Source organism: Geodermatophilus amargosae (assembly GCF_900116515.1).
Classification (GTDB): Bacteria; Actinomycetota; Actinomycetes; order Mycobacteriales; family Geodermatophilaceae; genus Geodermatophilus; species Geodermatophilus amargosae.
Genome location: NZ_FPBA01000049.1, coordinates 1 through 11,230, shown reverse-complemented (window position 1 = coordinate 11,230; position 11,230 = coordinate 1). Strand labels below are relative to the sequence as shown.

Here is an 11,230-nt window from a genome sequence, read left to right as displayed (position 1 = left end):
GTCGGCATCGACCCGCAGCGCCTGCGGCCGATGCTGCCCTGCTTCCGGACCGCCTTCGACGCCCTCACCGCCTGGGTCGAGGATCGCGAGAGGCCGCCGGCGAGCACGACCGTGCCGCGCCCGGCCGGCGACGGCGCCACCGACCCGGCGCTGCTCAACACCTGCTCGCTGAGGTCCGGGAGCTGACCCGGGGCTGCCCGTCAGGTCGCGCGGCGGCCGGCTGATGATCCGCCGACAGGTCCATGCCGCAGCCGGCGCAGGCATCCGGCTCGTGCACCACGACCTCGTCTGGCTGCGCGACCTGGTGCAGCGTGCGGCGCTCCCCGCCCGACTGCCCGTCGGGCCTGTGCCCGGACCGGCCGCGCGGCGACTCCGGCGACGGCGTGTCTAGCCCGTCGCTCGACGGCGGCCGGGAGGAGATCGGCGGGGAGGCGACCAGCGTGTACGTGGTTGACCACTGGTCGCGCGAGCGAGACAGTCCTCGCACGGGAGGTCACCAGCTGAACGGATGGACGGGAGTCGGACATGACCGTCGACCGGCGCACCGACACCCGGGACATGCTCGTCGTCCATGCGGCCTTCCGGCGCGAGTTCCGGCAGGCGCTGGAACTCGTGAGGGGCATCCCACCCGGTCACCACGCCCAGGTCCGACAGGTTGCCGACCACGTAATGCTCCTGTTGCAGTTCCTGCACCTCCACCACGCCGGTGAGGACCGGCTTCTCTGGCCGAAGCTGCTCGACCGGCTCCCCGCGGACGTCGCGCCCACCGTGGGTCTGATGGAGCGGCAACACGAGACGATCCACACGCTCATCGAGGAGACGACGGCCACGGCGATGCGCTGGCGGTCGAGCTCCCATGGCACCGACCGGGACCGAGTGGCGGAGTTGCTGGACCTACTGATCGTGGAGCTGGCCGAGCACCTGGGCGCCGAGGAGGAGCAGGTACTGCCCCTGGCCTCCCGCTGCCTGACCCAGGCCGAGTGGGATCAGCTGGGCGAGGAAGGACTGGGCGCATTGCCGCGGAGCCGGCTACCGCTCGCCTTCGGCATGATCATGAAGGACGCAGATCCCGAGGTGATCCGGGGGATCCTCGCCAACGTGCCGCTCATCCCACGCGTGGTGCTTCCACGCATCGGCCCGCGGGTCTACGCCCGCTACACGCGCCGCCTCCACGGCGCCTGACCCGCGGTCCCCGGCAGGGGACCACTACCACGGCTCAGAAGACGTTGCGGAAGTAGGCCTTCGGTCTCTGGCCGGTCATAGCCCGTTGTCCGAGGGTGCAGCGCGTGTCGTCGTCGGCGCCTTCTCCGCCGCCGCGGTTGATCAGTGACGAGCTGTGGGCGCTGGTCGAGCCGCTGATCCCGCCGCGCAAGCCGCCGGTGCACGGCCGCACCGGCCGGCCGCGTACCTCTGATCGGGACGTACTCGAGGGCATCGCGTTCGTGCTCTCCACCGGGATCGGCTGGGCCAAGCTGCCGGTCGAGCTGGGCTACGGGTCGGGCTGGACGTGCTGGCGCCGGATGCACGAGTGGGCCGAGGCCGGTGTCTTCGATCGGCTGCACGTCGCCGTGCTCAACCAGCTCGGGGAGCACGGTGAGCTGGATTGGTCGAGGGCGTCGCTGGACTCGGTCAGCGTCCGCGCGAAAGGGGGGTGAGCTGACCGGCCCCAACCCCACCGACCGGGCCAAGCGCGGCACCAAGTACCACCTGCTCGGCGACGCTACCGGGCTGCGGCTCAACGTCGCCGTCTCCGGCGCCAACCGGCACGACAGCATGCTCGTCGAGCCGACGGAGCAGCATGCGGATAAAGCGGACGGCCGCGGCCATCCTCGGAGCGGTGGCCCTCATGGCCATCCCGGCGGTGGCGACGGCGCAGGTGTCGACGACGACCTCGGCGGCGTTCTCGGGCGCCATGTCGGAGCGGCCGATGCCTCAACCGAGCGTTCTGGCGAGCGCGCGGCCCATCCTGCCGAAGACCACGGCGATGATCCGCTCGAACAGCCAACCGGTCCCGGGCACCACCGGCTCGAAGGTGGTGCGAGAGCGGACCACGCTCGCGTCACCCGCCGCGAGCATCGTCTGCTCGGACCGGTAGTGCCGCAGCGGCAGATTGCCCGAGACCATCTAGTAGGTCAGGCGGTGCAGCGGGTCGAACTCGGTCACGCGGTAGCGGTCCCGGATTCCGCGGCCGTGCACGGTGTACTCGACCCGCGGGCCGAGCTCACCGTCGCCGTCGACGGTGACGCTGCGGATCGGCTGCCAGTCCGGCCAGTGCTCGATGTCGCAGAGTGCTGCCCAGGTGCGCTCAAGGGTGGCGGGCACCACGGTCACGACATCGACGGTGTACATGCGGGCCTCCGTTGCGGGCGGGCAGCACGAGTGGCCCCACGGTGCCAGAACGGTTCACGGTGTTGAGTCTCGTACCGTCCAACCTTTCATTCGCCGCCATCGAGCGGTTCATCGCCGCCTGGAACGACCGCTGCCGGGCGGTGCACCTGGACCAGGGACCCCGAGACGGCTGCGGTGAAGTGGATGACGTGGGCGGCGCCGATCGCGCGGACGAGTTCGACGTTGCGGGCGCTGCACACGCCGGTGACCTCCGCACCCGGCGCGGCCGCGATCTGGACGGCGAAGCTGCCCAGTGACGGTCGCGGGGACCTGCACGGCCCGCATCCGACGATGCTGCCGCCGCCCGGGCCGCCGGATGAGTGCCCACGGGCTCAGCGGGATGGGGTCGGTCTGTACGTGGTGACCGGCGCCGGCGACGACCACGTGCACTGTGCGGGGACTGCCTGGCCTCGGTGACCTCGATTGCCTGGCCGCAACATGACTCCTGCCCCCATGATCCGCGTCCGGACGCCGGCAACTGCGCGGAGGCGGCGTTGTGGGAGGCCGCCGGCGGTACCGACAGGCAGGCCGACGTCGCCGGACTGCTCGAGGACGAGTTCCTACCTGCCGTCCTCGAGCGTCTGCGCAACGGGGGAACCACCACCGCTTCGCCGACCGCGCCGATGACCGACCCGAGGACGAGCGATGAGCACCGTGACCCGCCTGCACCGCAACGCCGGCCCGCTGACGCCGGCCGAGGCCTCGCGTCGGTTCCTGCGCCGGGACGCGTTCGAGTCAACCACCCGCGACGCCTACGGCCGCATCCTGGCCGCGCACGCTCACTGCGCCCTGGCGTCCGCGGCGCGATCTGCGGTGCGGACGACGGCGTCCACGATCGTCGGCCACAGCTCGCGCGGCAGGGAGTGGCCCATGCCCGGCAGGACGAGCAGCTCGGCGTCCGCGATGGCCTCGGCGGTGGCGCGGCCAGCGGCGACGGGGACGACCGGGTCGGCCTCGCCGTGCACCACGAGCGTCGGCACGCGGATCGAGCGCAGCTGCTCGGTGCGGTCACCGGAGGCCGCGATGGCCAGCAGTTGGCGCACCCCACCGGCGGGGTCGTGGGCACGGTCGTAGGACCGGCCGGCGACGTCGGCCAGCCGGGCCTCGTCGGCTCGATAGCCGGGTGACCCGATGAGCCGGAACATCTGCAGCACCTGCTCGACGTACTCCTCCCGACTGGTCGCGGGCGGCCGGGCCTCCACCGCCTCCCAATCCACCGTCACGGCCGGGGCCGACATGATCGAGGTCAGGCTGCGCACCCGGGCGGAGTGCCGGACGGCGAGTGTCTGGGCCACCATCGCTCCCAGCGAGACACCCAGGACGTGCGCGCTGTCCAGGCCGAGCGCCTCCAGCAGCCCGGCGGTGTCGTTGGCCATGTCCTCGAGGGTGTAGGGCGCCGAGGACAAGTCCCCGGCCGCGGCTGCCCGCACGTCGGGCACCTCGTCGTGCAGGTGGGTGGACAGCCCCGCGTCCCGGTTGTCGAAGCGGACGACGAAGAAGCCGCGGTCCACCAACGCCTGGCACAGCTCCTCGTGCCACAGCAGCATCTGGGCACCGGCGCCCATGACGAGCACCAGGGGTCGGGCCGACGGGTCGCCGAAGATCTCGTACGCGATCTCGATGCCATTGGCCTGCGCCGTCTGGACCCTCGGGTGTGCCTGGGCCCGCACCGTGCCGGTCTGGGTGTCCATGTCGGTCCTCCCGTGGCTTGCTCGGCGAGGCCGAGCAGGTTGCCGCTGCGCTCCGGCGCGGCCCCGGGTCCCCTCCGACACGAGCGGCACCCCGCCGTGCCGGCGGGGGTCGTGAAGTCGTCGACCGAGTCGCGGTCGCTCCCCAGACATCGGGCGTCGGCAGAGGGGTGCGTCACCCCGGACCGGTGGCCGTGGCTGGCGCCCCGGCAGCGGGTTCCTGGAGATGGTGTGGTCGACCGGGCCTCGCCATCGTCGGTGTCCTCCGGTCCGGGCCGACCTCGTCGTGCGAACGCCGGGCGTGGTGCGTCCCCAGGATCCGGCGACGGTCTGCGCCGCGTACAGGGGCCAAGGGCTCCGGCCAGCGGGGCGGTGCCGCCGGGCGACGGACCAGGGCCAGGCGTTCGCACGACGAGGTCGGACCCGGGCCTCCGCCGGGTGATCCGGCGGGGCCGCCGCAGATCCGCCCAATCCCTGCCGCGGAACCGGGCAGGAGAACTCGCTTGACACGGCACAGCCGCCTCGCCTCGACTGGACCATCTGCTTCCAGGAGGTCGAGATGACCGGGCTGCTGCTGTGCGGAGCCACCGGACACCTCGGGAGCCGAATCTCGGCCCGGTTGGCCGAGCGGGGCCTGCCGTTCCGGGCGCTGCTACGTGCGGAACGCGGCCTCCCCGGTCCGCCGCAGCACGCGGAGACGGTGACCGGGGACCTCACCGACCCGGTGAGCCTCGATCGGGCGGTCCGCGGGGTGCAGACGGTGATCACCACGGTCAACGCCGTCGGCCGCTGGCGGCCCGGCGCGACCGACATGTCGATCGCCCGCATCGACCGCGACGGCAATGCCGCGCTGATCCGGGCCGCCGAGGCCGCCGGAGTCGAGCGGTTCGTGTTCGTCTCGGCCCTGCCGGGAGCCGACTCCGTGGCCGGATTGGTGCCGCTGTTCGACGCCAAGCGAGCCACCGAGCAACTGCTGCACCACTCGACGCTGCGGGCGATCATCGTCCGCCCGGCGGCGTTCCAGGAGACCTGGCTGGGCCCGGCCGCCGGCATCCGGCCGGACAAACGCCGGGCGGTCATCCTCGGCCGCGGCCGCAACCCCGTGCCCTACGTCGCCCAGGACGACGTCGCCGAGGCCTGCATCCGCCTGGCGACGATGCAGGACCCGCCCGGCGCGGTCGACTTCGGTGGCCCCGAGGCGCTGACCCGGCACGAGGTCGTCGACATCTTCGAGAAGATCACCGGGGACCGTTTCCGCCGCATCGTCGTGCCGCGCCCGGTTTTGGCCGCCGGGGCGCGTGCGCTCCGGCGCCGCCAGCCCGAGCTCGCCACCGGCCTGGGCATCGCGGTGTCGATGGACGTGAGTTCCTACCCTGGGCCCGGGGCTCTGCGCGCGCTCGGCATCCAGCCGCGCTCCGCCTCGGCCTACATCATCCGTCAGGTCGCCAGTCCCGGGACATGATCCTCCGCAGGCAACCGGGTCCGGCCAGCGATGCGACATCGCCGGTTCCACGGCCCGTCACGGCCAGCGCCGAGGCCGACTGTGTACTCAGGGCCGCCCCGGCGCTCGCCGGCGATCCCGTGGAGGAGTGACCGCACCGACCGATGCCGACGTCCCGACCCGAGGGCGGGCCCCGCGGGTCGTGCACCTCGCGTTTCCCGAGGGCTCGACGTCCGCGCGATCGGGTGCGCCCCGGCGTCGTCCGCGCGGCGATCAGGACGCTGACGCCGACCGGCAGGGGCGCGGCGTGAAGCGGTCTGGGCACCACATCAGCCGTGTTGGCGAACTCGGCGAGGAGCAGGAGCCCGAGGGCGGCGGTGACGCAGCCCGACCAGCGGGGAAGCAGGCCGGAGCGGGCGACCGCCCAGCCGTAGCGGGCCATCGCGGCCCCGCCGCTGAGCGCGGCGACGTAGCACAGCCCGGCGTCGGCCCACGCGGCGAGCGGGTCGCACCACGGCGGTGGTGAGCCGGCGGAGGCATCGGCGATGCGGACGGTGGTGGTCAGCCGCCAGGCCAGGTCGGTGATCCACAGGGCCGCGGCGACGGCCAGGAGCGCCAGCCCGGCCACTGGAGCTACCGTCGGCTCGTCCACTTGGGTCAGCAGCGCGGTGAGTGCGGCCATGCCGGCCAGGGTGAGGGCGATGCCGAGGGCGAAGGCCCCGTTGGGCCCTCGGCTCACCGGCCGCCGTCGCCGAGGTCGCCGAGGTCGCCGACGAGGTCAGCCGCTGCGCCGACCGGCCGACGTCGAGCGGGCCACACAAGCCGATTCCACGTAGGCCGCGGCGCTGGCGTTCACCGGCCGCTGGGACACGGCTCGGCGCGTGGCGCTGCGCGCGCTGCACCGGATGGGGACCGACCCACGGATGCGCGACCAGCCGCGGTGGCTGCCGCTGGCGCTGGCCGCACCCACCTGGGCCGGCGAGCCACCGCGAGCCCAAGCGGTGCTCGACCGCCGGCTGGCCGCCGCCCGCGCCGCCGGGGCGCTCGGCGTCCTCCCGTCGGGGCTCGTCTTCGCCGCCGGGCAGTCCTTCGTCCTCGGCGAGCACCGGGCGGCGTACGGGTGGGCCGGAGAGGCGGTCGAGCTCGGCACCGAGCTGGGCTACGTCGCCGACATGGCCACCGCCAGCGAGTTCCTCGCCTGGGGTGGAGGCCGCCCGCGGTCGGCACGAGGCGGCCTCCGGCGCGCTGGCCCGCGCCCGGGACCTCGAGGAGCGCGCCGGCACCGCCGACCTCGCGGTGCTGCTGCCGCTGGTGGAGGCCTTCGCCGCGCCCTGCCGCGGCGACCTCGAGCAGGCCGCCGCCGTCCTCATCGACCGCATCGCCACCGACGGCGGCAGGCTGCCGCAGGGCCACTACGAGTCCGTCGGGCCGAGCGCACAGTGACCAGGCGCTCGCCCGAGCCGTCGCTCAGCACGCTGCCGAGCTGGCCGACCAGCAGATGACCCGCGCCGCGGCAAGGGTCAGGGGGACCGTCCCCCCACTCCGTCAACGGTCGAGCCGTGCTACCGGACACCTCGGTGGCCTGTGGGCCTGCTGCGGTTGCACACGAGGATGAGCCGCTGCCACCCGCTACCTCCGCCGCGAAAACCGTGCAACAGGTTGTCTTTGCCCGCCCCGACGTCCCCGCAGGCCGATGCTTTGCTACGCCGCGACACACCGGCGTGCATGGTGGCGCGTTGTAACAGCCGCGCAGAGTAGATGGACGACGAGTCGCTTCTGTCTCGATGGCGCACAGGTCGGCGTTAGCTTCCCGGGATTGGGGGTGCAGTGGGATGCCTCGAGAGCATGACTGATGACCGCGCTGCTAGCTGCCCTTGAGCACCCCCTCGCGCTGCTCTTGGCCGGGGCGGCTGTCACGGGATGGTGGATTCCCAGGGTGACGCGTGGATGGCAGGACCAGCGGAAGGCGCTCGAAGTAAAGGTCACCCTTGTGGAGCGGGTGACTCGCGCAGTCCTGGAGATAGAAACGGCCTCGCAGTTTGCTCAGGTAGGTGCGACGTTGCAGTCACAAGAGTCGTTTGACGAGAGTTATCGAGGTTGGCGCTCGGAGCGAGCAGTCCTAGCATCCATCCTCGCCGCATACTTTCGCGGTCCGCAGGTCCCTGAGGCTTGGCTTCGCTGTCGGGCTCTGGTAACGGCCTACTACGTCCAGATAGGAATTCGGCGAGCTGACCCCGACGCGACGGAGGTGGCAAGAATTGCGTATCTGCGCAACGTTTCCACGGGCTTGACCTTCCACCCCCCAGAGGATCGCAGTGAGGATGGTCGTTCATTCGAGAGGATGGTAACGGCAGATCCTGAGCCGCCTGATCTAAGTGACGTGCGAGTCCTTCGCGATGAAATAGAACGGGCTGTAGCAGCCTGCGTGGCTGCGATCGTGGATGGGCGGATGAGTTTTAACAACCGCGCACGACCTTCGAGGGAGGCCTAGCACCTCGGGCGCAACCTGTGCAATACGCTTGTTTCCGAGCGCTCAAGAAGCAAGTTTGCTGCCCGGGCGACGGTGCTGACGATCCGCTTCCCGCCCTTGTCGGCCCAGGCACCCTAGGCGCATGGGCGGCACGGACGTACCGCCCCTGCTGACTTGGCGTGCCTCTTGATGCACCCGGTCCCGTCACCGATCATCAGCACCTCACCTGGCAGCCGCTTGAGCGCGTAGTCGCGCAGCTCGTCGCGAACCGGACGCCGTCGTCCGAACGCACGGAGGGCCCGCACCCCGAGTGAGATGCGGGCCCTCCGAAGGAATGGTGCGGGATCAGCCGGGGATGCCGACCGCGTCCTTGGCCAGGTCGGCCAAGGCCGACGGCGCGGCGCTGACCACGTTCGCCCAACTCTTGTGGGTCTCCTCGTAGCGGATGATCACGCGGATGTCGTGCGACTCCTTGAGGTCCTTGATGGCCTTCACAGCGTCGCCGACGGCGAGCTGGTCGAAGTTCTTGATCGGCAGCTCGTCGGCGGAGACGTCACCGAGCTCCTCGCGGGCGGTCCGGGCAGCCTTGGCGGCGTCCTTGTTGCCCTCGCGGCGGGCGATCTGCTCGGCGCGACGCAGCGAGGCGCTGCGGCCGGCGGTGAGCGTCTCGCGGACGGCCTCGGTGAGCTGCTGCGCCCGGTCGGTGACGGCGGAGAACCGGTCGGAGGTCTCCTCACCGGCGTGCTTGACCGTCTCGACAGCGTTGTTGACCCGGTTCGTCCAGAAACGGGCCGGGGCGTTGACCGCGCGGGCCACGCCTCCGGCGACCTTCTGGACGGGGGTCGCAACCAGCGCCGCGGGGCCACCGAGGGCCTGACTCCCAATCAGGTCGCGGCGGCCGGACTGCGGGCTTGGCGCAGGGGTGGCGTGGTGCACATGCCCGGCGGTTTGAACCCGGACACGCGAGGTGCCTAATGACACGGCCACGCGTAGGGGATGACTACTGCAACCGGTACAGCAACGCGCTCCGGCTTGCGGCGCGCCAAGGCGGACGGCAGCGGACAACGCGGGTGTTCACGTGCGCAAACGGCAAGTCAGCGCCCGGCGACAAACCCCAGCTGATGACTGGGAAGCACGGCGCTACGGGCGTCCTACGCTCCGCTTCATACTCAACGCGTGCGGTCATTCATAGCATCCGTATTCGAGGCGACGGCTCACTGTATGTGGCCGCTCATCTTGACTTCTTGATAACAGCTCTGAACCCTCGGGGTTCGTGGCTACTAGAACCGAGGTCCTACTGGTTGATGACCTGGATGGCGAGACGCCAGCCGGCGCAACCGTGAAGTTCGCTCTCGAAGATGCAGAGTACGAGATCGACCTGACTGACGAGAACGCCAAGGCGATGCGCGAGGCGCTGTCCCGCTACGTTAAGGCCGCCCGGAAGGTTCCGCCGAGCCGAGGTCGTCGCTCCGTTCAGCCGGGGAAGCCCGCTTACTCGGGTTATGACCCGGCCGCTGTCCGCGCGTGGGCTGCAGGGCGGGGTATTGAGGTTCCTCCGCGTGGCCGGATCAAGGCTGGCGTCGTCGAGCAGTACCGAGCCGCCGGCAACTGACACCGTCACCGCCTGACCGCTGGTCCAGGACCTCTCCCACGCGGGACCGGCGGTCGCGCGGACACCGCAGGTCCGCAACTCTGTGTGGCGCACCCGCGCGCCTGGAGCCGCGAGCACACGACGGGAGCAGTGGCGCAGAGTTCACCGAGATGACACCGGCGGCCGACCGGCGGCGAACTGCTGCCGGCCGCACGGCTAACCCTCGGCGTCCGTCGGCAAGTCGGGCCGAGTGCCGCCCCGGCTCACCTACTCTCGGGGCACGGTGGTGGGCCCGGTCGTGGTCCTGACCGCGGGAGGGGCCGCGATGTTCACCGTGATGAGCTGGAACGTGGAGAACTTGTTCACGCCCGGCCCGGCCGAACAGGCGGATTTCAGCGCCAAGCTCGACGCGCTGGCCGCGGTCATCGCCGCCGCCGAACCGGATGCGGTCGCCCTGCAGGAGGTCGGCGACGAAGCCGCTCTGGAGGCGCTGCGGACCCGGCTGGGCGCGGACTGGATCAGTGTCGTGTCCACCCACTTCGAGGCCCGGCACCCGATCCGCGTGGCCTGGCTGTCCCCGCGGCCGCTGACCGATGTGGCCGACGTGGTCGACCTGCCGGTGCGGCTGTCACCGGTGACGGTCGATGACGACGGCACCGCGATCACCCGGCTGGGCCGGGGCGGGCTGGCCGTCACCTGCACCACCGAGACAGGCGTCGAGGTCCGCGCGGTGACCGCGCACCTGAAGTCCAAGCTGCTCAGCTTCCTCGGCGGCCGGTTCGACACCACCGACGAAGGGGAGCGGGCCCGGTACGGCGTCTACGCTCTCAACCGTCGCGCGGCCGAGGCCGCCGCCCTGCGGGAGTGGGCGACCGGCGCGCTGGCCGGTGAGGAGGCCGGCCGCCGGGTGCTGGTCTGCGGCGATCTCAACGACACCCTGGACGCCGCCACCACTCAGCTGCTGTTCGGACCACCCGGGTCGCAGTTCGGCACCGGCGGCTACGGCCGCTCCGACCGCGGGGACCGCCGGCGGCTGTGGGCCACCGGCTACTGAATGAGCCCGCCGGACGACTGGTCGCGCATCAACCAGGGCCGGCCGGAGCTGATCGACCAAATCCTCATCTCCCACGCCCTCACCAACCGGCTGCGGGAGGCCAGCGTGAGCTGCAATTCCACTCCTCCGGTGTCCCGGACGGGATCCCTTGGGAGGGGCGCGTCGGTCGGGGACCGGCCGGCTGCACCCGATCAGGGCGACGGTCGGTTTGTGGGAGCGGGGGAGGAAATGCGGCTACGTCAGCCGAGCGGGCGTGACAGGACTCACTGCTAGCAATGCGCTTGCAACAGTTAGCACCCGGGGTTCTGGGGCATGGTGAAGACATGGCCAACAACAACAAGATTGTTAACCAGCTTCGCGCCCTTGTGCTCCTCACCAAGACCGAGGAGCAGGTCGCGCGCACTCGCATCTCGCAGGCCCGGACCGACGCCGTCCGCCGCGAGCTGACGCAGAACGCCGACAACGCAGCTGCCCGCACCATCGAGATCACCGAGGCGCTCCGTTCTCTCGGCGGTGTCCCGGACGTCGTCACCCCGGCCCTCGGTCGGCTCAGCGCCGGCCTGAAGGCCACCTTCGAGCAGGCGGCCCCCTTCGAGGA

Annotated in this window: 11 protein-coding genes and 3 pseudogenes; 10 read left to right on the top strand and 4 right to left on the bottom strand. The window is 71.5% G+C overall.

What is annotated here, in order from left to right:
• The 4 genes and pseudogenes from BM414_RS27810 to BM414_RS29920 all read left to right on the top strand — a co-directional run.
• Nucleotides 1-186 (top strand): annotated as a pseudogene (locus BM414_RS27810) (tannase/feruloyl esterase family alpha/beta hydrolase); the annotation flags it as partial.
• Nucleotides 187-525: 339 nt separating this feature from the next.
• Nucleotides 526-1,182 (top strand): hemerythrin domain-containing protein, encoded by a 657-nt coding sequence (locus BM414_RS27805; protein WP_093585219.1) that lies wholly within the window; start codon nucleotides 526-528, stop codon nucleotides 1,180-1,182.
• A 104-nt stretch (nucleotides 1,183-1,286) separates the two neighbouring features.
• Nucleotides 1,287-1,833: pseudogene (locus BM414_RS27800) on the top strand (IS5 family transposase); the annotation flags it as partial.
• Between the two features lie 4 nt (nucleotides 1,834-1,837).
• Nucleotides 1,838-2,095: a hypothetical protein gene (locus BM414_RS29920; RefSeq protein ID WP_175551882.1), complete on the top strand. Its 258-nt coding sequence runs from the start codon at nucleotides 1,838-1,840 to the stop codon at nucleotides 2,093-2,095.
• Between the two features lie 29 nt (nucleotides 2,096-2,124).
• Here the strand turns inward: BM414_RS29920 and BM414_RS27790 are convergent, their stop codons facing one another.
• The gene (locus BM414_RS27790) at nucleotides 2,125-2,349 is read right to left on the bottom strand and encodes an SRPBCC family protein (protein WP_093585213.1); all 225 of its coding nucleotides are present in this window, start codon (nucleotides 2,347-2,349) and stop codon (nucleotides 2,125-2,127) included.
• Between the two features lie 41 nt (nucleotides 2,350-2,390).
• On the opposite strand from BM414_RS27790, the gene BM414_RS29915 reads away from it, so the two are divergent.
• Entirely contained in the window at nucleotides 2,391-2,645 is a 255-nt protein-coding gene (locus tag BM414_RS29915) for a hypothetical protein (protein WP_175551884.1), read from the top strand.
• A 522-nt stretch (nucleotides 2,646-3,167) separates the two neighbouring features.
• Here BM414_RS29915 and BM414_RS27785 read toward each other — a convergent pair.
• The gene (locus BM414_RS27785; RefSeq protein ID WP_093585210.1) at nucleotides 3,168-4,079 is read right to left on the bottom strand and encodes an alpha/beta fold hydrolase; all 912 of its coding nucleotides are present in this window, start codon (nucleotides 4,077-4,079) and stop codon (nucleotides 3,168-3,170) included.
• Between the two features lie 556 nt (nucleotides 4,080-4,635).
• Between BM414_RS27785 and BM414_RS27780 the strand changes: the two genes are divergently transcribed.
• Nucleotides 4,636-5,538 carry an NAD(P)H-binding protein gene (locus BM414_RS27780; RefSeq protein ID WP_093585208.1) on the top strand — a complete coding sequence of 301 codons (903 nt, stop codon included), beginning with the start codon at nucleotides 4,636-4,638 and terminating at the stop codon, nucleotides 5,536-5,538.
• Here BM414_RS27780 and BM414_RS27775 read toward each other — a convergent pair.
• Nucleotides 5,507-6,256 (bottom strand): hypothetical protein, encoded by a 750-nt coding sequence (locus BM414_RS27775; RefSeq protein WP_093585205.1) that lies wholly within the window; start codon nucleotides 6,254-6,256, stop codon nucleotides 5,507-5,509. The two genes, BM414_RS27780 and BM414_RS27775, sit on opposite strands and share 32 nt — an antisense overlap.
• Nucleotides 6,257-6,720: 464 nt before the next feature.
• On the opposite strand from BM414_RS27775, the gene BM414_RS27770 reads away from it, so the two are divergent.
• The gene (locus BM414_RS27770) at nucleotides 6,721-6,960 is read left to right on the top strand and encodes a hypothetical protein (RefSeq protein WP_093585203.1); all 240 of its coding nucleotides are present in this window, start codon (nucleotides 6,721-6,723) and stop codon (nucleotides 6,958-6,960) included.
• Nucleotides 6,961-8,332: 1,372 nt separating this feature from the next.
• Here the strand turns inward: BM414_RS27770 and BM414_RS27765 are convergent.
• Nucleotides 8,333-8,803 (bottom strand): hypothetical protein, encoded by a 471-nt coding sequence (locus BM414_RS27765; protein ID WP_175551883.1) that lies wholly within the window; start codon nucleotides 8,801-8,803, stop codon nucleotides 8,333-8,335.
• Between the two features lie 457 nt (nucleotides 8,804-9,260).
• Here BM414_RS27765 and BM414_RS27760 point away from each other — a divergent pair, with 457 nt between their 5' ends.
• From BM414_RS27760 to BM414_RS27750, 3 genes and pseudogenes are all read left to right on the top strand, one after another.
• Nucleotides 9,261-9,599 (top strand): histone-like nucleoid-structuring protein Lsr2, encoded by a 339-nt coding sequence (locus tag BM414_RS27760; RefSeq protein ID WP_093585199.1) that lies wholly within the window; start codon nucleotides 9,261-9,263, stop codon nucleotides 9,597-9,599.
• 262 nt (nucleotides 9,600-9,861) lie between these two features.
• Nucleotides 9,862-10,632 (top strand): endonuclease/exonuclease/phosphatase family protein, encoded by a 771-nt coding sequence (locus BM414_RS27755; protein ID WP_093585196.1) that lies wholly within the window; start codon nucleotides 9,862-9,864, stop codon nucleotides 10,630-10,632.
• 323 nt (nucleotides 10,633-10,955) lie between these two features.
• Nucleotides 10,956-11,230 (top strand): annotated as a pseudogene (locus BM414_RS27750) (ferritin-like domain-containing protein); the annotation flags it as partial.

Excerpts from the sequence above, each read along its gene's own strand:
- BM414_RS27805 (WP_093585219.1), top strand. The coding sequence starts at position 526 with ATGACCGTCGACCGGCGCACCGACACCCGGGACATGCTCGTCGTCCAT.
- BM414_RS27790 (WP_093585213.1), bottom strand. The coding sequence starts at position 2,349 with ATGTACACCGTCGATGTCGTGACCGTGGTGCCCGCCACCCTTGAGCGC.
- BM414_RS27785 (WP_093585210.1), bottom strand. The coding sequence starts at position 4,079 with ATGGACACCCAGACCGGCACGGTGCGGGCCCAGGCACACCCGAGGGTC.
- BM414_RS27780 (WP_093585208.1), top strand. The coding sequence starts at position 4,636 with ATGACCGGGCTGCTGCTGTGCGGAGCCACCGGACACCTCGGGAGCCGA.